Raw genomic sequence first — 21,263 nt, forward strand, 5'->3', positions numbered from 1 at the left:
AGTTACAGTCAAAATCAGTCTAATGTTTAGGTCCGTTATGCTGAGCTTGATGTGATTAAGCATCGAATCGATACTTAAGTGCCAATGTAAGTATCCTAAGCCCCACGTAAACCATCAAGACTGCTTATTGTTGCTGTTTGTGTTGCTATATACAGGGCTTCAAATTCTGCTTGGGGTAGAGGCTGACTAAAATAGAAACCTTGGCCGACTTGGCACTGATTTTCTTTCAACCAATCCAATTGCTGCTCGTTTTCAATGCCTTCGGCCACAATGGTCAAATTAAGCTGCTTTCCCAACATTAAAATGGTCGATGCAATTGCGCTATCCCCTGGTAGATCGGAAACGAAACAACGATCGATTTTCATGGTAGTGATAGGCAAATGGCGCAGGTAAGAGAGTGAAGAATACCCTGTGCCAAAGTCATCGACTGCAATGCCAAATCCGGCTGATTTCAATTGTTCAAGCTTAGCGATAGCGAGTTCAATGTCGTTCATCAAAGAGGTTTCAGTGATTTCAATTTCCAGCAACTCAGGTTGGATTTGATAGCGTAATGCCATCTGTTTGATATCGGGAACTAAACTAGCATCGGCAAATTGCTGTGAGGCAACATTAATTGCAATTGGGATGGCATAGTTATATTTTTTCTGCCATTCCCTAAGTACTTTACAGCTTTGCTCTATCACCCAACGACCTATAGGAATGATGATACCGGTTTCTTCCGCGACGGGAATAAAGGAAATGGGGCTGATGAGTCGTCCGTCTTTTTGCCAACGGATCAAGGCTTCACAGGCGATGACTTTGCCTGTTTGCAGATCAAGTTTCGGTTGGAAATACAGTAAAAATTCATTGTTTTTTAACGCATCATGTAAAGATGCTTCAGTGCGTAAGCGAACTGCTGCTCGCTCAGTCATCTGTTGTTTGAAGAAGGCCCATTGATTCGAGCCTGCAGCTTTCGCGCTGTACATGGCAATGTCAGCGTGACGGATCAAATCTTCAGCGCTGTTACCGTCTTCGGGATAAATAGAAATCCCAATCGATGCCGCAGGATGAATTGCATGTTCATTTAATTGAATCGGGACATTGAGCTGGATCAGTAGCTTATCTACAAAATCTGCCGCTTGGTCTGGGGTGTGAACTGTATCGGCCAGAATAACGAATTCATCTCCACCTAAGCGGGAAACAGTGCCTTTATCACCAACGAAGCGTTCGAGAATGCGGGCGATACGAGCGAGGAATTGATCGCCTAATGCGTGGCCAAGGGAATCGTTGATATTCTTAAAACGGTCTAAGTCGATAAACATCAATGCAAAGCTGCGTTTGTGTACTCGCGAGCGTTGGATAGTGACTGCGATGGTTTCAAGCAATAATGTACGGTTCGGTAAGCCTGTTAGCGGATCTCGGGTCGCCATTTTGCGCAGTTTGGACTGGGTTTGGCTAAATTGAATAAGAATTTGGTTGAATTTTGAGGTTACTAAGCCGAGTTCATCATCCTTGTGTGCGTTGGACATAGGTAAGAGATTTTCATCTGGAGAGTCGGGTTCGATCTTATCGATGGCCTCACTGATGCGTGCGATAGGCTGAGTCAGGAAGCGATGGAATACCACTGACAGCACTAAGGTGAGTAAGAGTGCACGAGCGAGAGTAGCAAAAAAACTAAATCTTAACTGCGAGAAGAGGGTGTTTGTTAGTTCTTGGGTATCGTAGAAAACCGTTAATGTACCAATGAGTTGCTGTTGTTGGGTACCTTCAAAATAAAAAGGTCTATACAAAGGGCGAGAAATTTCTTTGAGATCATCAAATAATTTATTACTTAAACTGATAAAAGTCTGTGAGTTATTCTGCTTATTATTACTGACAGAAACAAACATTGAGCCATCGTCCAGCTCAATCACCGCCGAGCCAACATGTTCGACTTTGATGGCACCCTCTAAAGTTTGACGGGCTAAATTATCATCTAATGCCCATACGGCATTTGCTGCAGGTTGTTCAACTGAATCAAGGAGTTCTTGCTGAGTGGTCGTGAGTTGTTGTTTGGTTGATACGACGACTAAAGCGATTTCAACAATAAAAATGGCAATGGCAAAAAATAGGGCAGTAAATACGACTAGGTTAGTTTGTTTCCACGTCAGTGACTTAAAACGGCCTGTCATCGGGCGCATCCTTCATGATAATTATTCACCATCGGCGAGATTTTCCGTATCAATATAAACTGCAACTCTTTGTTGATTTAACCACTTTAGTGAAAAGTTACGTATTTGTCATCATTATCTGCTCTTTATCTATTGATCCGAATTGCAGTATACTTACGCGCGTAATTCAAGGTCATTAATTAAGGAATGGGTCACGTGAATCCTATTGTAAAGAGTTTTGAGTATGGTCAACATACAGTCACCCTGGAAACAGGTGTTATAGCGCGTCAAGCTGATGCAGCCGTTTTAGCGAGTATGGGTGACACGACAGTGTTAGTCACTGTTGTCGGTAAAAAAGATGCAGATGCAGGCCGTGACTTTTTCCCTCTGACTGTTAACTATCAAGAAAAAACCTACGCAGCGGGTAAAATTCCTGGTGGTTTCTTTAAGCGTGAAGGCCGTCCTTCAGAAGATGAGACATTAATCGCTCGTCTGATCGACCGTCCAATTCGCCCTCTTTTCCCTAATGGTTTCAAAAACGAAGTTCAAGTTATCATTACCGTAGTATCTGTCGATCCACAAATCGAGCCAGATATCATCTCCATGATCGGTACTTCTGCGGCACTGGCTATTTCTGGTATTCCATTCAGCGGTCCTTTAGGTGCTGCACGTGTGGGTTACATTGATGGCGAATACGTGTTGAACCCAAGTGTTGCACAACTTGCAACCAGCCAACTGAACTTAGTGGTTGCTGGTACTGCTGGTGCAGTATTAATGGTGGAATCAGAAGCCCAAGCATTACCAGAAGAAGTGATGTTAGGTTCTGTAGTTTACGGTCACGATCAACAACAAGTGGTTATCAAGGCGATTGCTGAATTTAAAGCAGAAGCCGGTAAACCAACTTGGGATTGGACTGCACCAACGCAAGATGCCGATTTAGTCGCCCAAATCAAAGAGCTTGCTGAAGCTGGTTTAGGTGATGCGTATAAAATCCAAGTTAAACAAGATCGTTATGCTCAAGTTTCTGTTGTTAAAGCAGCAGCAAAAGAAGCCTTGTTAGCGAGCAATCCAAGCGTTGATTTACGTGAAGTTGACAACTTACTGGGTAGCTTAGAGAAGAAAGTGGTTCGTGGTCGCATCATCCGTGGCGAGCCACGTATTGATGGTCGTGAACCAGACATGATCCGTGCCTTAAGTGTGTTAGCGGGCGTATTGCCACGTACTCACGGTAGCGCATTGTTCACTCGTGGCGAAACTCAAGCGTTGGTAACTTGTACTTTAGGTACTGAACGTGATGCACAGAAGATCGACAGCATCATGGGCGAGCGCACTAACCGTTTCATGCTGCACTATAACTTCCCTCCATACTCTGTTGGTGAAACAGGCATGGTGGGATCACCTAAGCGCCGCGAAATCGGTCATGGTAAGTTAGCTTGGCGCGGTATTAACGCTGTTATGCCTTCAGCGGCTGAATTCCCATACAGCGTACGCGTTGTATCTGAAATCACTGAATCTAACGGTTCAAGCTCTATGGCGTCAGTATGTGGTACTTCTCTCGCGCTGATGGATGCCGGTGTACCTATCAAGACTTCTGTAGCGGGTATCGCTATGGGTCTAGTGAAAGAAGGCGATGATTTCGTTGTTCTTTCTGACATTTTAGGTGATGAAGATCATTTAGGTGACATGGACTTTAAAGTTGCTGGTACGCGTGATGGTATTACTGCACTGCAGATGGATATCAAGATCGAAGGTATCACTAAAGAAATCATGGATATCGCACTGCAACAAGCCTATGGTGCACGTGTACATATTCTAAACGTGATGGATCAAGCGATTGGTTCACACCGTGATGATATTTCTGATCACGCTCCACGTATCACAGTTATCAAGATCAACCCAGAAAAAATCCGTGACGTTATCGGTAAAGGTGGCGCAGTTATCCGTGCTCTGACCGAAGAAACGGGCACTACGATTGAACTGGAAGATGATGGTACTGTGAAGATCGCTTCTTCAAACGGCGAAGCAACTAAAGAAGCTATCCGTCGTATCGAAGAAATCACATCAGAAGTTGAAGTGGGTCGTATCTACAATGGTAAGGTTATCCGTATCGTTGATTTCGGCGCGTTCGTGAACATTCTGCCGGGCAAAGACGGTTTAGTACACATTTCACAAATCAGTGATGAACGTGTTGCTAACGTGTCTGATCACCTTGAGCTGAACCAAGAAGTTGCCGTTAAGGTGATGGAAGTGGATCGTCAAGGCCGCGTCCGTCTGTCAATTAAAGAAGCACAAACGAAAGAAGCTGCTGCTGAATAATGAGTCTTTGACTTATTTATAGGCACACACTTTTTAAGTGATTGCATCAAAAGGAGATCAAATGATCTCCTTTTTTGTTTTGGTATTAAGAAAGTCAGTATTAATCTTAATTCCCTAATAGCGGTCCTGTGGTGGGATTGCTATCATGAAGATTCTTCTGCGTATGTTGGGAATCTAAAAAGGTAGAAATGGATGAGTCTTAAAATTAGAACCGCTGTCGTTGCTGTGCTGGCGAGTGCCAGTCTGTTGTTAGCCGGATGCGCAACCACCCAGTCTCCTTTAGATAACCATAATGATGTTGAAGGTAAATTGGTTGTTGCGCCGGTTATGCCTGATTATAAAGTCGAAGTGACATTGGCAAAACTCAACGAGATTTTGGCTACGGTCGAACTGACGAATGAACAGAGAGCCAGATTTCATTACGATCGTGGTGTGATTTACGACAGTGTGGGCTTAAGACTGCTCGCACGGATTGATTTTATGCAAGCGTTAAAACTTCAGCCTGATCTCGCTGATGCCTATAATTTCCTTGGAATTTATTACACCCAAGAAGGTGAATACGACAGCGCCTATGAAGCCTTCGATGGCGTATTAGAGTTAGCACCTAATTATGATTATGCCTATTTGAATCGTGGTATTGCTTTGTACTATGGCGACCGTATTGATTTAGCGACTAAAGATATGCAGGCGTTTTATGCTGGCGATAATAAAGACGGTTATCGGGCATTATGGCTGTATTTGATTGATTTGAAAGCTGACTCCGTTGAAGCTAAAAAACAGTTAGCGCAGCATCGTCAGAATTTAGAAAATGATGCTTGGGCTACCGTTATCGTCGATTATTATTTAGGTAAAAAAAGCCGTGATGAGGTGTTTTCTGCCGCTAAAGTAGGCTTAACATATCCGAAAGAATATGCTGAACGTTTATGCGAAGCTTATTTTTACCTTGCAAAAATGGCGATAGAAACTAAGCAATATCAAGATGCTGCAAACTATTTTCGCTTAGCATTGGCAACCAATATCTATGATTTTGTCGAACATAGATATGCGCGTATTGAACTCGCCAAAGTCAAAGGTTTGCTCGAAGCCACAAAATAACCTCTCTCAGCCCGAGTTCATCTCGGGCTTTGCCTAGCCAAGCTCGAACTGAGGCGCTATAATTTGCGCCTTTTTAGCGATACAAGTGCATAGGTTAACATGTCAGGCAATAAAGTAGAGGTCGATAAACGTCGCACCTTCGCGATCATATCGCACCCAAAAGATGCCCCTACTGACTCGATATGACAAACAGTTAATTTTTATTAAATTTAGCTATAATTATCAATAGTTAAGAATATTCACGCTAGACACCTCATGACGTCCTCCCTTCTCTATAGACACCAAAAACTTGTACAAATTTGCGTACAAATTTAGACTGTACACACTCGGTTTAAAAAATTTGTACACAGTGAGTTTAAAATGTCCTTATCTGACACATGGTTAAAGGCTAATTTATCTAAAAGTTACCCCAAGTCTTTTGAACGCGCAGACCGTGATGGCCTGAGTGTTAGGGTGTCTCCGAAAGGTAAGATTACTTTCCAAATCAGATACCGCTATGTTGGAAAAGCCTGCCGAGTTGACTTAGGCTCTTACCCACTTATGTCACTTAAGGATGCAAGAACTGAATGCGTTAGATTGCGTGCAGAGCTTGAGCAAGGCAATAACCCGAAGACCGTAAAGGAACTTGAGCACAAAGCCGTTTCTACAGCGCTAACAATGTCTGAGTTGTTCATGCAGTGGTATGAGAGTTATTGTGTGGCAAATAAAACCAGTCACGCTGAAATTTTAAGATCCTTCAAATTACACGTTCTGCCAAAGATAGGTCACTTGCCTGCAGATAAAGTCTCGCTACATATTTGGCTTGATGTTATCGAGACCAAAGCAAAAACCTCACCTTCAATTGCCGATAGATTACTCACAAATGGAAAGCAATTACTCAAGTGGGGCGTCAAGCGGCAATTACTTAAGTCAAACGTATTGGTTGATATCAGCGCCAAGAGCGACCTACAAATAACTAAGAATGTGGGTGATCGCTCACTTAACAATGATGAAATTCGGTTGTTTTGGTTAGCGATAGAAGGATCCAGAATTGCACAAAAAAATAAAATCTTTCTCAAGCTCAATCTTATCTATGGCTGCCGTAATGGTGAATTGAGGTTAAGCAAAAAATCAGATTTTGACTTCAACACTATGGTGTGGACTGTACCTCCTGAAAATCATAAAACAGGTAAGGTAACAAAAAAACCATTGCTAAGGCCAATCATTCCAGAGACAAAGGAGTTGATTGAAGAAGCCGTGCTTTTGAGTGGTGACGGTGAGTTTTTATTTAATAATGAAGGCACAGATCAGCCAATGGGGCGTTCTTCATCGCTTTCTCTGCCATACAATATTATCCAATGGCTTAAGAAGAACATGAGCTATGAAATGGAACACTGGTCAATACACGATTTGCGTAAAACGGCGCGGACAAACTTTTCAACTTTAACCGAGCCGCATGTCGCCGAGATCATGTTGGGCCATAAACTGCCAGGGCAATGGCAAGTTTATGACCACTATGAATATCTAGAAGAACAAGCTAACGCATATAGTGGATGGGTAGAAAGACTACGTAAAATCACGGCCTAGCATTAGGCTGCATGCTGTGATGTATCGACTCCGGCTGCTTCCCATTCCTCTACATCATCAATTGCCCATCGGTTATAACTTCCAATGGCTAATATTCTGGGTAGTGGGAAAGGATGTTTTTCTCGCTGCATCCACCGAACAATTGTGCGACTTGAACATCTATAGCGCGCAGTTAAATCCTTAGTGGTCCAATAGCCTTTAATTACGGGTTTAGCAGTAGACTTAATCATCATTTACCTTCCTTTGCCAATTCCTCGGCGAGTCGTTTTAAAAATTGTTGGCAGCTGCCGGCTTGTTTGCGGGGCAGTGTATACCACTGGCGTAAAGCGTCTTTGATCACTGCAGATTGCTTCATGCTGCTTCCTTATCCTTCGGCGCGAAGAACAGCGCGACGGGGCCATCTTCGGTATCGTGAATACTCAGTAAGAATGAGCCGGCTTTGTCGCAAACGGGGTTCCAATCGCTGATATCGTTATCGCCCTCGTCAAAGTAGCGCTCGATCTGATGTTCAGTGGCATCTAGTTCAAACCAAATCGCTACAAACTCGCCGCCTTGGCGTGCTGCCCATGCTTCACACTCCACACGGGTCACACCTTCATCCCACTCGGGCATATCGGGATGGGTCCAATAACCTTCTTCACGTTCTACTGTTGCTGCTTGTATCGACTTCATGCTACTTCTCCTTGGCGCGGGGCTTGATATGTTTGCCATGCGGGCAAATCAGTGTTTGATACTCGCCAATCAAGCTCGCCAGCCTTGTCATAGGCCACTGAGCCGCCATATTGAGCACCCTCAAAAGTAAATGTCGCAGTGCAATACAGTTGTGGATATGCACCGTTAAACGCCGTGAAGGTCAGATCAGGGCACAGTGATAACAGTCGTTGCTTAAAGGCTTCTGCCTTAGCATTGTGCTGCGTAATGTCAGCTTGTTTTTGTGAATAGCACGCCGCGTTGCAATAAAACGCCTCGCCGATGCAGATCACCGTTTCAATGTCCGTTGCATTGCCTTCATCGTCTTCGGCTTTAATTGGGTTGCCGCAGTGGTAACAGGTAAAACACCAACCATCCGCCAGTAACACTTGATAAGGAACGTTGCCTTGCTCAGCGTATTGGTCATATTCAGGGCAGCGAGTCACTGACATATCATCTTCAAACGTCAGATTGAGTTCGCCCGCACCTATGCGGCGAGCGGCGGCAGCATGTTGATGAAACACAATGCACGCGGCGCCCTCGCAATGTTCTTGTACTTGAAACGCTTTAATCTTGGGTGTGCTCATGCTGCTTCTCCTTTTATCCTGAGTTTTGATTCTGCGTTGAGTGCGAATACTTCGGCGTCGGCTTGGCCGAAGTCGCTGCACTCGATGGCGTTAAAAGACTTACAAATACCCCAACCGTGATAGTTGTTTGGGGTGTACTTCACTTCGATTTGTTGCTGATCGCACATCAAGGTGGAGTAGGGCTTAGATAACGTGACCACGCCATCTTTGGTGCTAAACGTATTCATGCCGCCTCCTTGTTTTGGTTGTCGCTTGCTTGGCTGACAGGCGAATGGCAGGGCAGACGCATAGGGTGATATCGGTACGAATACACTATGGTGCGGCTAATGCCCTTGGCGAGGTTGGTTAAACCGTTGCCCAATGCTTGCCAGTAGAGGCAATCTAACGCGCCGAGTGCCAGCGCGATTTTGATGCTGTCGCCCGTTTTGGCCTTGAGTAACAGGCTTAACTTATGGCTGCGATAATGATTTAGCAGATGGCGAAACGCCGCTGATTGAGTCATTTAGGCCACCTGCTTCGGTTGCAAAGAGCTTGATTGCAAATGAGTTAATTGCAGCTTGGCCCAGTCGATGGCCTTAATGGCCTCAACCGTGGCGGCGATTTGCTCTAGCTTCTTTTGCCCGCGCATAAAGTTCGACAGTTCAATGCCGTGGCGAGCGGCCGCACGTTCGGCGGGCAGGGCGCTGGTGTAATGCAGCGTTAATGCGGCAATCACCTCGGGCGAACTAATGCGGGTGAGTGACAGCAATAACGCAACGCGCTCTTGTGATTCAAAGCCTGGGAGTAAGTGGTTCATGCAGCACCGCCTGTGGTACTGATCACCTTAAACTCGATCACCCACACCCACGGGTTGGCATCCCAATTTTCATAGATTGAGTTCCATAGGGATTTAAAAGCATGCTGTGGGTTTTTATACCAACGCCAATGAGGCGAGTGAGGTTTATGGCTTGAATGCTTTTCAACGCCACCCCACTTTTGGTAAAGGGCGTGATATTGCAAACCTTCTGCTTTTGCATCTTGCTCGCTAATATCATTTAGCCTTTCTACCCGAACGGCAGTGACTTCAAGCAGAATACGAGCGCAAGAACGAGGCATATGGATAGATGGTTTCCATTTGCTTTCGCCACTATCACCCGTTGCTTTGAATAGAACCGTTCCGTTAGCCGGACATGAGCAAGGCGATTCACTGCAACCACATTCATCAGATGAATTGAACTGTCGCCAAGTCTCACGAACATAAAGCTGATCACCAACCAAGCCAAATGGACTACTTACTTCATCAGAACACCAAAACTTGAATATTCCTTTTGATGTTTCTAGCGGAAGTCTTTCGCTTTGAACTTGAGCAGGATTAACAGTTCTCCGCGTTTGTGTTTTACGGCCATCAAGAATGGCACGCACCATTTCGGTGTTGAAGATAATAGGGCGTTGTTTCATGCTGCCACCTCATCACATGGGTATTGCTTCCTTACATTGTTAATCGCGTCTTCCATTGTGGGGTGACGCTCATTCATTCGGCCCTCACGTTGATGGCGTTTATGTGCAACGAGCTTCAACATGCGTGGGCCCGATGGCTCGATTTGAAAGCGGATCATGCGGTCATGTGCAAGAACGACGGCAGTTGTGAGGGCGCTATAGTCGAAGGTAGACATGTAATGCGCGCTAGTACTGTTGATTGATAACCCCAGCTCACCACAGGCTTGGATTTTTCCAAACATGTGATTGCCGCCGTTGTGAATGTCACAAAGGAAATCAAAACACTCACGTTGATCTGCATTGAGCCAAGGGTAATGTTTGGCATAAAAATCATGTTCGTTGCTCATGCTGCCTCCTTGCTTTGGGTCGCTTCGTCGTATTGGCGGATGGCAAAAACGATGGCGTAACAGCACCAGATAAAGCGATAGGTGAAGGGGTCTTTCCAGCCATCCCAAAAATCATCCAATGTCATGCCACCCGCATCTCCTTCATCCCAGTTATTGAGGCGATAAACCACATCCCACTCGGCGTTCTCGCGGTTTTGGGTAAACTCCTTAACGGCATTGGTCGCGCTGTTAATCGCCTCTGCCTCTTCTTCATTCGTTGGATCCTGCCCTTCAATAAACCACTGCAAAAACTGCTCAAGGCGTTGATCGGCTTCCTTGGCATCAAACTCGCGAGTGCCGTCGGTTTTACACTCAGCCAGTACCTTTTCTTCCCAGTAACTCGCATTCACACCCCAGTCATCACCGCTTTGGCGAAAGAAGCTAAACATGTCCTGCACCCGAGAAAATACGTAACAGCCCATATCGCCACTGATGCACAGATGCTGCGGCCATGTGGTGATCTCAAAGCGATGCTCAAAGCTGCCTTGGCTGAGTACCATGTGACGGAACACTCCATCATCTTTAAGAATGGTGAGTTGATGTTCGGCCACATCGTTTAAAAATGATGTTCTCGTTGGGTGGTTCATACGCTATTCCTTCCTTTTGAATTAGCAGGGCTAGGCTGCGGCTTCGCCGTTAAACACCACCAGATTGATGATGGGTTTCTTGGTTTTTGGGTTCACCTTGTCCGACAGCTTGTGATAGCGAATATGCACATCGCGGTGGGCTTCTTGGGTCATGGCTAAAACGATATATTGCTGGCACAGCGCGGGCGTCGATAACGAATGCGACAGACGTTGTGGCTTCATGGTTTCAAACAAGTGCTGCGCCATATCATCCAACTTGGCTTGGTACTCATCGGGGCTCAGTTGACGGCGGTTAGGATGCACGCCTACAGAGGTGCTGCATTTTTTGGCCGCTTGATTTTTCGCTAAGGTCATGGACACGCCGTAAACAAAAAACATAAATGCCTCCAACAAGGTGAAACTGTCGCCGTAATCGTTACAGGGATATGGACCATCACCCCTTGGTTGCTTTGCCTAGATAGCCTAAATCGTGAATGTTCGCGGCGGCTTAGCGGCTCTGCTGCTTAGCGGCCGACGGGCGCGGCTGGCGTCATCGTGTGCAGCGGATGCAGCGGATGCACATTAGTGACGGCTTGCGAATCGTTGCGCCACACCATCACCTTGCCGTACAAGCCTTGTTGGGGCTCAGTGAAGCGCAGGCAGAAATTGAGCCCGAGTTCGCCCGTGTGGCGGATGAACTGGCGATAAAACGCAGCGCTAGGGTGGTGATAGGCAAAATGCTTGACTAGCTCGGCGCAACGGACTTGCACCCGTGGGCAATCCATCGGGTCGGTGTGGCCCTTGGCTAGCGCCATCAAGCAGGCAAAACGTATTGCAACCAGTAGACGAAACTCATCGCGTTGCTTAGGTGTGGTGTGAACTTTCGCTAGAATCATTTCCTTGTCCTCGGCTGTCGAATTTTAAGTTGTGTTGATCTAGATTAGTTTTAGCTATACCAATCATTCGGTTAGCTTTGTGTTCAAGCAAAATTTGACAAATGGCAGTGTTAAAACAGTTCCCGTCAATGCCGTCAGAACGGAGCATGGTTGAACGTATTACTGATCACTTGCACAGTTAAGCCACTTTTGGTTCTGATTGGTTAAATCTTATTGGTAATCTCCATAATAATATAGCTAAAGCTATTCGAGGTGTAAATGCCTAAAGCAATAAATATTGCTTTGGGTATTATCGTTTGTCCTAAAAAGTGATTTATTTTTCGTTTGGTAATGAATTTTATGGAAGAGGTGGTGGTGAGTTGATGTCAGTTTTACGATTTAAAAAATTAGGCCGTAAAACACAGCAGGGGGATGTATAAAAACCGCCATAGAGGTTTTTATACATATTACGTTTATGCAGCAGTGCTTAAAATGATGCTCGCAGCTTCTTCTATAGAGTAAACGGGTTGAATTTTTACATCATAAGTATCAGCTAAATCTTGAAGTGTTAAAAAAGCACTGTGTATTGTCTGAATATTCTTATCACTGTATGCCGGGTCATCATCCGTCGGGCGGAAAATTAGCATCTCATGACTGTCGCGCTCAAAAAAGTTCCCATGTTTTTTTATGAGTGATAAATCGCTAATTTTTGCCTTACTATCAATAACTAAAGTGTTTAAATTCTGGGGGAAAAGCTTCCCTGTATTAATAGCCGCCGTATCACTTAGGTAGAAGATTTTGGCAGGTCGATGTCCATCTTCAAAACTATAGTTTTGATTGAAAAAAATCTGCCTTCTGGGGTCTTTACTAAGTACTGCATCAATTAGCTGGGTAGACCATTTATCTTTTCCAATGTCTGATTTTAGTGCGATGCTCTCAGCTTCATCATGTAATGATGACAAGCTTGATGATAATGATACAGCTTGGCGTAAGATGCCTGCTGTTGTAGCTGAGGCTGCTGCTCTTTCGATACCAAGTGTTATACCAGAAACTGGAGCAACCCAACTATGAAATTCTCCAGTTCTTTTTAAGTGCTGTTCAAGGCTATTAGCTATCATCTCGACCATCTTATTAAATGATGGAGCTTTAGCATCATACATGGCATCAACAACTTCTTTCCTGATAGCAGGCTTTACTAATACATTGCCAGTGGAAGTTATTGTTGCAACGATAATAGTCAAACGTTCGCCTGAACCCAAGATAGGCTCTAAATATATAGATACCCACTTTGCTTTGATGGAAGGCAATGGAGGTACGTTTTTAAGAATAAAATCAATGTTTAGCATGGGAAATTCATCTGTGTCTGCATTGGTTTTATCTGCTGATAGAGCAAATGACTTATAACTCCGATTCGTAATGCTAAGAAGTTTAGCATCTGATGTTGTGTCTTGGCGTCGATTAATGAATCGGGAATTTGATCTTTTAGCCCATCGACTACAATATGCTTTTTGGCATCAGCCCAATCTCTAGAATGCTTAACTGTAGCTTGCAGAGCAATTTCATTGTGTGGATCAATGTTTGATTTAACAACATCTAACAATTGATTTAAATAGTAATCTACCCCCCATTGGTCAAAGCCTAGCCCAGGTGGAATAGCATTTTCATGGTCGATCAATATGAAGTCTTCACCATTAAAGAGTAAATTACCATCGTGCCTGTCACCCATTGCGATTAACTCATCAAAAAGAGCCGCGTCTCTTAAAATCGGCCAATTGGTAAGTTTTTCCATTACAGTGCTATCTGTTGAGTCAATAACGTATTGGGCTAGACTGGGATAAGCTGCATCAACACTAGCAAAGAAAAGCTTGTTGTTTTCATCAAAAAGTACAACTGGCTCAGGTATTGGGATTGACAGTGCACGGCCTAAAGCTGCACATATTACTTCAGTAGAAATTTCACGGGAGGATAATTCTTTTGCAAATACGACTACTTCTTCATAATCACCATTAGAAGTCATTAATGATGCAAACCCTTTTAGAGCTTGGTGTTGACCTTCACGAATCTTTTGGCAACCGGGGAGAAGCCTTCCTATTCTTATCACGTAAAAATCCTTTTAAATTTGATAAACTAAAAATACTTACTTTTTATAAATGCTGATATGTCTAAATTCACATCATGAGCGTTCGATTATAAAAAGTAAACGTTTACCATTTGCTATACATTAACCACCACTGCCACAGTGCTGTTTTTCTTGAATAGTTCTTAATGATGCAACTGATTGTCGAAGAAGTAGAACCAATATCAGCCAGTTCAATTTGATCACACAATAACTGAATACCAGAAAACTCTACCGATTATTTCTACTGATTCAGCAGGCTTGTCCTCGGGCTCATATTCATCACTATTAAAACTCAAAATATTTAGCTTATCTGGTGAAGAACGGCGAAGTACTTTAATGCGTTTCCATCCATTCTCATTGATGGCATAAATTTTCCCATCAACAATCTTTTTATCGTTTGTATTTACAGCAACAGTTGTTCCATCAGGTATGTATGGCTCCATGCTGTTTCCTCTGGCAGGGAAACAAATCACTCCAGAACCATCCGTATTAGCTCCAACTTTACGTAGAGTTGATTTAGAGAACCTTAGCTTGAAGCCATTGTAATCCTCATCATTAAAGGTTCCATCACCACAGGCAAATTCAACGTCTCGTAAGAATGGCACTTCAACTTCGTCACTATTAATTGGGGTTGAATCATCCCAAGCTTCAAGGGTACCCCATTCTGATTTATCAGGAATCTGTTGTTGTTTGTTTGAGAGTTCACCCAACCTCATGGGTTCGTGCCCATTGAGAAGCCATTCAGGACTCACTCTCAAAACTTTCGCAATTTCATAAAGCTTTCTGGTGTTTTTAGTTTTACCTGTTGTTAGTTTCCAGACGCTTGGTTGCGCCATGCCTATAGCCTCACCTAGTGATGCTTGAGTGTAACCAGCCTCATCCATGGCCGTTCTTAATCTATCCGCAAAAGATTCATTTTTATTCATAAGTGAAATTTATAGCCATAGTTATATCTCGTCAAATATCTAAAGCTATTTACATTGGTAATACCTTTGGCTATTATTTGGTTAATTTAAATGAGTGGAGGTATTTTATGGCTGTAAAAGCTATTGCGCAGGCTATAAATGTATTAGGAAGTCAGCAGAAACTTGCTGATGCCTGCAACGTAAAGCAGCCATCAGTTTGTGCATGGCTTCATGGCCGGAAAAAAGTTTCAGCAGAAAATGCGAAACGAATTGAAAAGGCAACTCATGGAGCCGTTCCTGCATACAAGATCCGCCCTGACTTGGTCGATTTATTTCCACATCCAAATGAAGCTGCGTAATCACTTCATGCTTAATAGTGGTAACTATATGAAAATATTTACCTTTATTCATCAAATACTCTCAGTTATTCGTCAGTTTTATGCTGATGTGCGAAAGCATGAAGTAGGTATGCATTCAGGAACCATGTCTAAACAGATCTTTGCACTCTTTAGCAAAGTTAAATCTGAAAATGACAATGGTTGCTTACAGCTACGTGATGCAACTTATTTTGTTCACACCATAGGCAACCACTTGAATTTAAAAGCGACTCTATCAGACCGTCAATACTACCAATCCAAACTCATTTGTACTTCCTACAACTGTAAATTAACAGAGAGAGGCTTATTAGCATGAAAACCCATTCACGAAAAAAAGATAGCCGTTTGAATTTGTTGATGAAAACGATTCATCGGGTGTTGGAGTTACCCAAGATGACGCGCTTTGCGCTGGCGATTGATTTTGTTGCGGCGGTTGAGCGCCTTGGGCTAAGCGAGGTATTAGCGGCGGAGGGCATTAGCTTTGCGAGCACGCAAGACGTGCACAACGATGCGCGAATTAATGCCCAAAAGCTGTTCCGTTGGCTTGGCCAGTACGAGGGCCAACATCCGCAGGCGGATCGCTTGTTTCATGTTGAGCAAGCACTGGTGGCGGCATTGCCCGAGCATTTGCGGGTGCAGTATCTCAACGATGTGTTTGGTTGCACTGGGGTGACGGTCATTGCCGACCGCATGAATGATGGCCATGTGCTGCATGTGGCCGATATGGCGGCATCGCTCACCAAAGAGAACGCCGAGGCGCAAGTGGCGGTGATCCATTTGGGCGAGGAGCCCAAGCGCGAGCAGTTAGTGGCGGCGCACCGCGAGTTAAAAGAGTCGGCGGCGACCACGCAAGCGAGCATGGCGGCGCTAGAGCTGGCGTACCCATATTTAGCGAGTCATGGCGGTAAGGCGGCGCAATTCGCGGCCGAGAAGTGATCGCGATGCCGCAATCGAACCTTAACATCAATGTTATCGCCAGTGCTAAGACCGAGTTGCACCAGCAGTTGATCCGCTTGGGCGACATGATCGGTGACGGTTTGCACTTAGAACCCGATGGCAAATGGATTGCGAAAGAGTATGTAAAAGTGGCGCGGGCGTTAGGTTATCGGCCTAAACGCGCTAATCACAGCGCACAGATTAATGCGGTGATGCTTAAGCGGGTGGCTGATGTGCCGTGTGGCCAGTGCGGTTTGGCTTTAAAGCAAACCAAGTCGGGCTCAAAACGCGCCGTGTGTGCCAATGGGCATAAGTGGCAGTTGTTGAAATGAGTTGTTGAAATGACTTGTTGGAATAAAAGAAGGAGTGAATGTCATGTTCACAAATCAGTTAAGTGATAACTGGGCGCGTAAAAAACGCAGTTATCAAATTGCCCGCCAAAGTTTGGCGACGAATGCGGGCTTGATACCTAAGTGGCAGTGAGGAGGATAAACGATGTTTGATCCTGAATGTTTAATTTGTTGTTTGGAGGGCGGCGCCGCGTGTTCGGTGCATGGGCAAGTTAGCCGTGCTGATGGGCCCGCCGTGGCCGCGCTTACCGAGATGGAAACCGCACAAGTGACGTTACTCATGATGCAAGCAAAGCAGTTAATGCTTAAGGCGATGGCGCTTAAATCTAAGTCGAACATGCCTAATAGCACTGAGCCTAACGCCAAAGATCCTAGCGCGGCAACCTCTGAACGGGCAGCGTTAAGTGGCGTGAACATGGGCAAAGACATTGCCTGTTTTCATGGGCATACCACGGCGGAGTTGTTTAGGCGAACGCAGGTGGGCCGAATGGTTGAGGTGTTAAGGAACTGCGATGAATTGCAGCATAGTCGCCCCGAGCGTTGGGCGGTTATCGCGACCGACATAGTGGATAAGGCGTTGCTGGGCAGTAGTAAGCAGTTGTTGCTGCCAACGGTGAGCATTGATTGGATTATGAATTATCTGTTGATGGAAGAACAACGCGCGGAACGTTCTATTGCGCTATTGGCGGAGGATGTAGGCGCGGCTGATGCGAGTGCGGTTGATATGAGTGCAATAGCGAAAAGCCGCAACGTGCACATTCAACGGCGTGATTTTTTTAGCCAGTTGCGCAGTAACTTGGCGCACAAGGTTTACTTGCTTGGCAGTGAAGGCGAGCGAGCGGAGGGCAACGGGGCGCATTGCAGTTGACCCGTTGCTGTAGACATAAGAAAGCCCGCTAAAGTTTGGCGACTAGGTGCGGGCTTAATACCTAAGTGAGGCTATTACATGTTACGTATACATGATGGTTTCGTCAATTTTGCGCAGTGGGTTGCTCTGTTTGGGGGTGACTTATGAGTATGGAATTGATGGTAAAAGCGATGAAGGCCAAAGTGGGTAATCCACTGCGCAAGCTGGTGTTGATCAAGCTTGCCGATAACGCGAACGATAATGGTGAGTGTTGGCCGAGCCATCAGCATATCGCAGATCAGTGTGAGATTGGTCATAGCACAGTGAGAAAGCATATTGCGGCCTTGGTTGATATGGGTTTTGTCACGGTTAAATATCGTAAGGGGCCTAAGGGGAATTTAACCAATATTTATACAATTTCAATCTGCTACGAGGTAGCACCCCCTGTGCTACCAGATAGCATAGGGGTGCTACCAGATAGCAGACCCCCTCTGCCACGAGATAGCATAGGGGTGCCACCAGATAGCAGACCCCCTCTGCCACCAGATAGCACCGGAATCTGTCACTCTTTTGAACCTATCAATGAATCTTTAAAAGACTCTTGTCCAGCAACTAGTGCTAAGTCGGTTTTCAATGCGTTTTTCAAAGCGTATCCGGCCCATCGCAAAGGCGGCTCGGATTCGGCTGCGTGGAAAGCGTGGAAGGGTGAAAAGCTGACTGATGCCGATTGTGTGTTGGCGGTGACGTGGTTGAAGGAGGCTGCGGCGCTGGATACGAGTTGGGGCTTTAGCGCTAACGGCCAGTTTGTGCTCGGCATTACCAAGTTTATCCGCGAACGCCACTGGCTAACGCCGTTGCCAAGACCGATGGCCGCCGCCGTTGGGCAAGTGGATTGGAGTTACGCGGTGTATGACCCTGAGGACCCCTTGATATGACGGCTAATCAAAATGCGAGCATGAAATCACTACAGACCTTAATCCGCCAACCGCTGGTTGGGCAGGGGCGTGTGAGCCAACCCGAACCCACGGCAATGGACATGGCGATTGTGGACAGCGTGTTTAGCAAGTTGCGAGTGTTGTTTCCGGTGAGTGCACCGCGGCCTGAGGACGAAGCAACCCACAAAGCCGAGTGGCTTAAAACCTTGGCGGCGCAGGGGATTACAAGCCGCGAGCAAGTGCAAGCGGGGCTAAATCGCGCCAGACGCGAGCAGGGCGATAGGCAGTTTTGGCCGACACCACGCCAGTTTGCGCTGTGGTGCCAACCCACGGCCTGTGATTTGGGATTGCCCAAGTTAGAGGCGGCGTTTAAGGAGGCAACCCGCCATTACCATCACCCTGATAAGCATACGTGGAGCCATGATGTGGTGCGCTTAGCGGTACGTGAAACGGGCAGTTGGATGTTTGCCACAGGGCTTGAAAAGGACGTGTTGATGACGTTTGAGCGTAATTACAAAGTCTTATGCAGGCGCTTTAGCCGCGGCGAGTTGACCGATGTGGAATTGCCTAAGGCACTACCCGAAACCGTGACGCGGCCGACTGAGGCGGCCAAGGCGAAATCAATTATTGCCAATTTACGAACCAACCTTGGGCTTAAGGGGGCAAACGATGGCGACTAAACCACTGACACAGCGCGAACGCTTGATGCGCATCATCACAGGCAAACGGTTTTGGACCCTGTTTGAAATCCAGCAAGAGAGCTTTAACCGCTTTGGGGTTCACGACAGCGAGACAGCGTTAAGTGCGCGGTTTCGGGATATGCCGATTAACCAGCGGGTAAAACGCATACGCTCGGGTACCCATCACACCTTTGAATATCGGTTGGAGGGCTAGATGGCGCAAGTGATGACAGCAACAGGCGTAGAGCAGGGCAAGTTAAACGATGCAGTATTGCGCCGTTGGTTGCGGGCAGGGATAACGCGGGACTTTCGGGACACGCAGTTTCCGGCGGTGCGGTTACGGGCCTCGACCGATAGACGCCAAGCCTCGGTGTATTTAGTGATGAACGAAGCGGGCAAAACCGTGTGGCAAAAGCAGGGTGTGTGGCCAGTGATGTGCTTAAAGACCTTTTTAACCGAGTTACCCAGTTTGCTCGCCAAACGCAGCATGGGCCAAGCGGTCATCAGCAACGAGTTTGCCACAGTAGCGCAATTACTGGCGTGGTTTGTCACCCATGTGGAATGCAACCGCACCTTAAGCAACAGCTGGCGCAGTAACTGTAAATCGTTAGTGAGTAAACATCTCAGTGGCTGCTTTGGTGAGTTACCACTCAATGAGCTGAACTTTATCGCGGTGGACAGTTACTTAATCAAACCCATGTTAGCGCAAGGCTACTCGGCCAATTACATCAAAGCCGCGGTGAAGGTGTTAAAGCGGGCGTTATCGGTTGCGGCCGATTTACGGGTGTTAGACAGCAATAGCTTGGCGGGGTATCGGGTGCAAATGAGTTTGAAGATGCCCCCTTTGGTGGGCACACAGTTAAGCGAGTCGGACGTGGGCCCGTTATTCAGCGCATTGCGAAATGCAGCAAGACCGGTGGCCATGTTGTTTGTGTTAATGCTGATGTTCGGTACCCGCATAGGGGAAACTCGTTTAGCCAGATGGGACCACTTTGCCGGCGATTACTGGTTTATTCCCGCCGAGAATGCCAAGAACCGCCAAGAGCACCGCCTGCCTATGACGCCCACAGCCAAGAAGCTGATAACCCATTATGCCCACTGGCAATACACCCATGTGGGCAAGCGGGCGTTTTTGTTCCCAGGCGAGGTAGGGCCGGTGAGCATTCGCACTGCGCAATATTGGAGTGAAACGATTCGGTTTAAGGCGTTTACATCGCATGCACTGCGCAAACTGTGCCGCACCATTATTGCCGACATGGGGGTAGATACCATGGTGGGTGAGCGGATATTGAATCACACCTTGCCGTTGCTGCTGCGCACGTACGTTAACAGCACCTTAGATAAGGGCATGTTGATGGCGTTAGATGCCTACCATGCGCACTTAATCACGCTGGGGTTTGATGATGTGGCGCCCGAGATTATGCGCCAATCGACCACTGAGCCGAGCGAGCCAGACGAGCCAATGTTAGTGGGGTGGTTATGACAATGACAATAACAATTAGAAATAAAACGAGTGAGTTATGGACTTCACGCAGGAGGATTTATGGCTAATCGTGCCGCGGATGTATTGAAAGTAGGCCGCCGTTTACGGGGCATGACCCAAGACGAAGTGGCTGAGATTTACGGCATTAGCCGCAACACTTACCAACGTTGGGAAAATGGCCGTACTACTGCGCCCTATGACGATGTGACATCGATATGCCTTGATGTGTTTAAGCTTTCCATCGAGAAGATAAATGAGGTGGCCAATGGGCTTTAGTGATGAACCCGAGCAGAGGATGAACATTAAGGCGTTGCGGTTAGGGCTGTATCGCTGGGGCCGTTATTGGGTGTATCAAGAATTGGGCAAGGGTTTTTCGAACCGCAGCGCCTGCGACCGTTTAGGCGAAGCGCTGGGCGGCGGCAACTTAAAGCACGAACTCAACGTGCCTGCCCACGTCGCCCATTTTGACCACCTCGTTGAGCAGTTATCCATTAACTGTAAACGCGCCATCCGCGCCCATTACCTCTGCAAAGAGCAGTGGGCCTTAATGGGATTTGACAGTAAAAAATCTTACATCTTCTGGCTAAGAAAAGCCGAAATGGCACTGCTGGATAGGATGAATTAAATGAAACGCCCTCTTACGAGGGCTGGCGGGTTAGACGGTTGTCCACCAAGACTGCTAACCCGTTGATTGGATTTTATCAAAGGTTTAGCCCGCTATCTCGGTAAATATGCCGATTCCACTTTTCATTGCAATGGGAATAACCTTGTCAATCTAGGTTGTTTCCACTGCCTGTTGATCTAAAGTTCGTGGTTAACGACTCTGCTTCCTATCCTTTACAGCGACTAATACCGTAAACCCTAACTAATTTGAAATTGAAGTCTAATTTAGCAGTCTATTAACCATCTGAAATGTAATATTAATCATTAAAGTTACATGTATTC

Annotated in this window: 30 protein-coding genes; 14 read left to right on the forward strand and 16 right to left on the reverse strand. The window is 46.1% G+C overall.

The window, feature by feature from the left end; genetic code table 11:
* Window positions 1-95: 95 nt before the first annotated feature.
* Entirely contained in the window at window positions 96-2,150 is a 2,055-nt protein-coding gene (locus tag RA178_RS05435; protein WP_105251701.1) for a putative bifunctional diguanylate cyclase/phosphodiesterase, read from the reverse strand.
* A gap of 195 nt (window positions 2,151-2,345) precedes the next feature.
* Here RA178_RS05435 and pnp point away from each other — a divergent pair, with 195 nt between their 5' ends.
* The 3 genes from pnp (at window position 2,346) to RA178_RS05450 (ending at window position 7,106) form a co-directional block, all read left to right on the forward strand.
* Entirely contained in the window at window positions 2,346-4,445 is a 2,100-nt protein-coding gene (pnp, locus tag RA178_RS05440) for a polyribonucleotide nucleotidyltransferase (protein WP_105251702.1), read from the forward strand.
* Between the two features lie 192 nt (window positions 4,446-4,637).
* On the forward strand, window positions 4,638-5,540 hold the full coding sequence (nlpI, locus tag RA178_RS05445) for a lipoprotein NlpI (RefSeq protein WP_168822816.1): 903 nt from the start codon (window positions 4,638-4,640) through the stop codon (window positions 5,538-5,540).
* Between the two features lie 360 nt (window positions 5,541-5,900).
* Window positions 5,901-7,106 carry a tyrosine-type recombinase/integrase gene (locus tag RA178_RS05450; RefSeq protein WP_173243273.1) on the forward strand — a complete coding sequence of 402 codons (1,206 nt, stop codon included), beginning with the start codon at window positions 5,901-5,903 and terminating at the stop codon, window positions 7,104-7,106.
* A gap of 2 nt (window positions 7,107-7,108) precedes the next feature.
* On the opposite strand, the gene RA178_RS05455 is transcribed toward RA178_RS05450, so the two are convergent.
* The 15 genes from RA178_RS05455 to RA178_RS05525 all read right to left on the reverse strand — a co-directional run bounded on the left by RA178_RS05455 (window position 7,109) and on the right by RA178_RS05525 (window position 14,731).
* Window positions 7,109-7,339 (reverse strand): hypothetical protein, encoded by a 231-nt coding sequence (locus RA178_RS05455; RefSeq protein WP_254306298.1) that lies wholly within the window; start codon window positions 7,337-7,339, stop codon window positions 7,109-7,111.
* Window positions 7,336-7,461, reverse strand: a complete 126-nt coding sequence (locus tag RA178_RS05460; protein ID WP_012089916.1) for a hypothetical protein — start codon at window positions 7,459-7,461, stop codon at window positions 7,336-7,338. Before RA178_RS05460 ends, RA178_RS05455 begins: the two co-directional genes overlap by 4 nt.
* On the reverse strand, window positions 7,458-7,778 hold the full coding sequence (locus tag RA178_RS05465; RefSeq protein ID WP_306684854.1) for a hypothetical protein: 321 nt from the start codon (window positions 7,776-7,778) through the stop codon (window positions 7,458-7,460). The genes RA178_RS05460 and RA178_RS05465 overlap by 4 nt, the downstream gene beginning before the upstream one ends.
* A complete protein-coding gene (locus tag RA178_RS05470; protein ID WP_306684855.1) occupies window positions 7,775-8,383 on the reverse strand; it encodes a hypothetical protein in 609 nt (202 codons plus the stop codon). The genes RA178_RS05465 and RA178_RS05470 overlap by 4 nt, the downstream gene beginning before the upstream one ends.
* A complete protein-coding gene (locus tag RA178_RS05475; protein WP_012586784.1) occupies window positions 8,380-8,610 on the reverse strand; it encodes a hypothetical protein in 231 nt (76 codons plus the stop codon). Before RA178_RS05475 ends, RA178_RS05470 begins: the two co-directional genes overlap by 4 nt.
* On the reverse strand, window positions 8,607-8,885 hold the full coding sequence (locus RA178_RS05480; RefSeq protein WP_306684856.1) for a hypothetical protein: 279 nt from the start codon (window positions 8,883-8,885) through the stop codon (window positions 8,607-8,609). The genes RA178_RS05475 and RA178_RS05480 overlap by 4 nt, the downstream gene beginning before the upstream one ends.
* Window positions 8,886-9,179 carry a hypothetical protein gene (locus tag RA178_RS05485; RefSeq protein ID WP_012089462.1) on the reverse strand — a complete coding sequence of 98 codons (294 nt, stop codon included), beginning with the start codon at window positions 9,177-9,179 and terminating at the stop codon, window positions 8,886-8,888. It abuts the gene before it with no gap.
* On the reverse strand, window positions 9,176-9,820 hold the full coding sequence (locus tag RA178_RS05490; RefSeq protein WP_306684857.1) for a hypothetical protein: 645 nt from the start codon (window positions 9,818-9,820) through the stop codon (window positions 9,176-9,178). Before RA178_RS05490 ends, RA178_RS05485 begins: the two co-directional genes overlap by 4 nt.
* Window positions 9,817-10,206 carry a hypothetical protein gene (locus tag RA178_RS05495; protein WP_306684858.1) on the reverse strand — a complete coding sequence of 130 codons (390 nt, stop codon included), beginning with the start codon at window positions 10,204-10,206 and terminating at the stop codon, window positions 9,817-9,819. Before RA178_RS05495 ends, RA178_RS05490 begins: the two co-directional genes overlap by 4 nt.
* Window positions 10,203-10,832 carry a hypothetical protein gene (locus RA178_RS05500; RefSeq protein ID WP_306684859.1) on the reverse strand — a complete coding sequence of 210 codons (630 nt, stop codon included), beginning with the start codon at window positions 10,830-10,832 and terminating at the stop codon, window positions 10,203-10,205. Before RA178_RS05500 ends, RA178_RS05495 begins: the two co-directional genes overlap by 4 nt.
* 30 nt (window positions 10,833-10,862) lie before the next feature.
* Window positions 10,863-11,210 (reverse strand): hypothetical protein, encoded by a 348-nt coding sequence (locus RA178_RS05505; protein WP_306684860.1) that lies wholly within the window; start codon window positions 11,208-11,210, stop codon window positions 10,863-10,865.
* Between the two features lie 125 nt (window positions 11,211-11,335).
* Window positions 11,336-11,707 carry a hypothetical protein gene (locus RA178_RS05510; protein WP_306684861.1) on the reverse strand — a complete coding sequence of 124 codons (372 nt, stop codon included), beginning with the start codon at window positions 11,705-11,707 and terminating at the stop codon, window positions 11,336-11,338.
* A 452-nt stretch (window positions 11,708-12,159) separates the two neighbouring features.
* On the reverse strand, window positions 12,160-13,032 hold the full coding sequence (locus RA178_RS05515) for a hypothetical protein (RefSeq protein ID WP_115334411.1): 873 nt from the start codon (window positions 13,030-13,032) through the stop codon (window positions 12,160-12,162).
* A complete protein-coding gene (locus tag RA178_RS05520; RefSeq protein ID WP_115334412.1) occupies window positions 13,026-13,787 on the reverse strand; it encodes a hypothetical protein in 762 nt (253 codons plus the stop codon). The genes RA178_RS05515 and RA178_RS05520 overlap by 7 nt, the downstream gene beginning before the upstream one ends.
* Before the next feature lie 218 nt (window positions 13,788-14,005).
* A complete protein-coding gene (locus RA178_RS05525) occupies window positions 14,006-14,731 on the reverse strand; it encodes an XRE family transcriptional regulator (RefSeq protein ID WP_115334413.1) in 726 nt (241 codons plus the stop codon).
* Between the two features lie 107 nt (window positions 14,732-14,838).
* Here RA178_RS05525 and RA178_RS05530 point away from each other — a divergent pair, with 107 nt between their 5' ends.
* From RA178_RS05530 to RA178_RS05580, 11 genes are all read left to right on the forward strand, one after another.
* Window positions 14,839-15,069 (forward strand): transcriptional regulator, encoded by a 231-nt coding sequence (locus RA178_RS05530; protein ID WP_115336105.1) that lies wholly within the window; start codon window positions 14,839-14,841, stop codon window positions 15,067-15,069.
* Window positions 15,070-15,097: 28 nt separating this feature from the next.
* The gene (locus RA178_RS05535; RefSeq protein ID WP_306684863.1) at window positions 15,098-15,403 is read left to right on the forward strand and encodes a hypothetical protein; all 306 of its coding nucleotides are present in this window, start codon (window positions 15,098-15,100) and stop codon (window positions 15,401-15,403) included.
* Complete coding sequence (locus RA178_RS05540) at window positions 15,400-16,023, forward strand: toxin YdaT family protein (protein ID WP_173497755.1); 624 nt, start codon at window positions 15,400-15,402, stop codon at window positions 16,021-16,023. The genes RA178_RS05535 and RA178_RS05540 overlap by 4 nt, the downstream gene beginning before the upstream one ends.
* Before the next feature lie 5 nt (window positions 16,024-16,028).
* On the forward strand, window positions 16,029-16,355 hold the full coding sequence (locus RA178_RS05545; RefSeq protein ID WP_006083868.1) for a hypothetical protein: 327 nt from the start codon (window positions 16,029-16,031) through the stop codon (window positions 16,353-16,355).
* Between the two features lie 163 nt (window positions 16,356-16,518).
* The gene (locus tag RA178_RS05550; protein WP_306684865.1) at window positions 16,519-17,241 is read left to right on the forward strand and encodes a hypothetical protein; all 723 of its coding nucleotides are present in this window, start codon (window positions 16,519-16,521) and stop codon (window positions 17,239-17,241) included.
* 143 nt (window positions 17,242-17,384) lie between these two features.
* On the forward strand, window positions 17,385-18,155 hold the full coding sequence (locus RA178_RS05555; RefSeq protein ID WP_306684866.1) for a helix-turn-helix domain-containing protein: 771 nt from the start codon (window positions 17,385-17,387) through the stop codon (window positions 18,153-18,155).
* Window positions 18,152-18,835, forward strand: a complete 684-nt coding sequence (locus RA178_RS05560) for a replication protein P (RefSeq protein WP_306684867.1) — start codon at window positions 18,152-18,154, stop codon at window positions 18,833-18,835. Before RA178_RS05555 ends, RA178_RS05560 begins: the two co-directional genes overlap by 4 nt.
* A complete protein-coding gene (locus RA178_RS05565; RefSeq protein ID WP_106650792.1) occupies window positions 18,825-19,049 on the forward strand; it encodes a hypothetical protein in 225 nt (74 codons plus the stop codon). The genes RA178_RS05560 and RA178_RS05565 overlap by 11 nt, the downstream gene beginning before the upstream one ends.
* Window positions 19,050-20,318, forward strand: coding sequence for a tyrosine-type recombinase/integrase (locus RA178_RS05570; protein WP_306684869.1), 1,269 nt, complete (start codon window positions 19,050-19,052; stop codon window positions 20,316-20,318).
* A gap of 60 nt (window positions 20,319-20,378) precedes the next feature.
* Entirely contained in the window at window positions 20,379-20,594 is a 216-nt protein-coding gene (locus RA178_RS05575) for a helix-turn-helix transcriptional regulator (RefSeq protein ID WP_006082023.1), read from the forward strand.
* A complete protein-coding gene (locus tag RA178_RS05580) occupies window positions 20,584-20,943 on the forward strand; it encodes a hypothetical protein (protein WP_006082022.1) in 360 nt (119 codons plus the stop codon). Before RA178_RS05575 ends, RA178_RS05580 begins: the two co-directional genes overlap by 11 nt.
* The last annotated feature ends 320 nt before the right edge of the window (window positions 20,944-21,263 follow it).

The organism is Shewanella oncorhynchi (assembly GCF_030848765.1).
Classification (GTDB): domain Bacteria; phylum Pseudomonadota; class Gammaproteobacteria; order Enterobacterales; family Shewanellaceae; genus Shewanella; species Shewanella oncorhynchi.

What these genes read in the sequence shown, in the direction of transcription:
- RA178_RS05580 (WP_006082022.1), top strand. Translation starts at nt 20,584, where the DNA reads ATGGGCTTTAGTGATGAACCCGAGCAGAGGATGAACATTAAGGCGTTG.
- RA178_RS05495 (WP_306684858.1), bottom strand. Translation starts at nt 10,206, where the DNA reads ATGAGCAACGAACATGATTTTTATGCCAAACATTACCCTTGGCTCAAT.
- nlpI (WP_168822816.1), top strand. Translation starts at nt 4,638, where the DNA reads ATGAGTCTTAAAATTAGAACCGCTGTCGTTGCTGTGCTGGCGAGTGCC.
- RA178_RS05515 (WP_115334411.1), bottom strand. Translation starts at nt 13,032, where the DNA reads ATGCTAAACATTGATTTTATTCTTAAAAACGTACCTCCATTGCCTTCC.
- RA178_RS05475 (WP_012586784.1), bottom strand. Translation starts at nt 8,610, where the DNA reads ATGAATACGTTTAGCACCAAAGATGGCGTGGTCACGTTATCTAAGCCC.
- RA178_RS05480 (WP_306684856.1), bottom strand. Translation starts at nt 8,885, where the DNA reads ATGACTCAATCAGCGGCGTTTCGCCATCTGCTAAATCATTATCGCAGC.
- RA178_RS05465 (WP_306684854.1), bottom strand. Translation starts at nt 7,778, where the DNA reads ATGAAGTCGATACAAGCAGCAACAGTAGAACGTGAAGAAGGTTATTGG.
- RA178_RS05470 (WP_306684855.1), bottom strand. Translation starts at nt 8,383, where the DNA reads ATGAGCACACCCAAGATTAAAGCGTTTCAAGTACAAGAACATTGCGAG.
- RA178_RS05485 (WP_012089462.1), bottom strand. Translation starts at nt 9,179, where the DNA reads ATGAACCACTTACTCCCAGGCTTTGAATCACAAGAGCGCGTTGCGTTA.
- RA178_RS05500 (WP_306684859.1), bottom strand. Translation starts at nt 10,832, where the DNA reads ATGAACCACCCAACGAGAACATCATTTTTAAACGATGTGGCCGAACAT.
- RA178_RS05560 (WP_306684867.1), top strand. Translation starts at nt 18,152, where the DNA reads ATGACGGCTAATCAAAATGCGAGCATGAAATCACTACAGACCTTAATC.
- RA178_RS05570 (WP_306684869.1), top strand. Translation starts at nt 19,050, where the DNA reads ATGGCGCAAGTGATGACAGCAACAGGCGTAGAGCAGGGCAAGTTAAAC.
- RA178_RS05530 (WP_115336105.1), top strand. Translation starts at nt 14,839, where the DNA reads ATGGCTGTAAAAGCTATTGCGCAGGCTATAAATGTATTAGGAAGTCAG.
- RA178_RS05460 (WP_012089916.1), bottom strand. Translation starts at nt 7,461, where the DNA reads ATGAAGCAATCTGCAGTGATCAAAGACGCTTTACGCCAGTGGTATACA.
- RA178_RS05545 (WP_006083868.1), top strand. Translation starts at nt 16,029, where the DNA reads ATGCCGCAATCGAACCTTAACATCAATGTTATCGCCAGTGCTAAGACC.
- RA178_RS05525 (WP_115334413.1), bottom strand. Translation starts at nt 14,731, where the DNA reads ATGAATAAAAATGAATCTTTTGCGGATAGATTAAGAACGGCCATGGAT.
- RA178_RS05540 (WP_173497755.1), top strand. Translation starts at nt 15,400, where the DNA reads ATGAAAACCCATTCACGAAAAAAAGATAGCCGTTTGAATTTGTTGATG.
- RA178_RS05435 (WP_105251701.1), bottom strand. Translation starts at nt 2,150, where the DNA reads ATGACAGGCCGTTTTAAGTCACTGACGTGGAAACAAACTAACCTAGTC.
- RA178_RS05490 (WP_306684857.1), bottom strand. Translation starts at nt 9,820, where the DNA reads ATGAAACAACGCCCTATTATCTTCAACACCGAAATGGTGCGTGCCATT.
- RA178_RS05575 (WP_006082023.1), top strand. Translation starts at nt 20,379, where the DNA reads ATGGCTAATCGTGCCGCGGATGTATTGAAAGTAGGCCGCCGTTTACGG.
- RA178_RS05565 (WP_106650792.1), top strand. Translation starts at nt 18,825, where the DNA reads ATGGCGACTAAACCACTGACACAGCGCGAACGCTTGATGCGCATCATC.
- RA178_RS05450 (WP_173243273.1), top strand. Translation starts at nt 5,901, where the DNA reads ATGTCCTTATCTGACACATGGTTAAAGGCTAATTTATCTAAAAGTTAC.
- RA178_RS05555 (WP_306684866.1), top strand. Translation starts at nt 17,385, where the DNA reads ATGAGTATGGAATTGATGGTAAAAGCGATGAAGGCCAAAGTGGGTAAT.
- RA178_RS05455 (WP_254306298.1), bottom strand. Translation starts at nt 7,339, where the DNA reads ATGATGATTAAGTCTACTGCTAAACCCGTAATTAAAGGCTATTGGACC.
- RA178_RS05505 (WP_306684860.1), bottom strand. Translation starts at nt 11,210, where the DNA reads ATGTTTTTTGTTTACGGCGTGTCCATGACCTTAGCGAAAAATCAAGCG.
- RA178_RS05510 (WP_306684861.1), bottom strand. Translation starts at nt 11,707, where the DNA reads ATGATTCTAGCGAAAGTTCACACCACACCTAAGCAACGCGATGAGTTT.
- RA178_RS05550 (WP_306684865.1), top strand. Translation starts at nt 16,519, where the DNA reads ATGTTTGATCCTGAATGTTTAATTTGTTGTTTGGAGGGCGGCGCCGCG.
- RA178_RS05535 (WP_306684863.1), top strand. Translation starts at nt 15,098, where the DNA reads ATGAAAATATTTACCTTTATTCATCAAATACTCTCAGTTATTCGTCAG.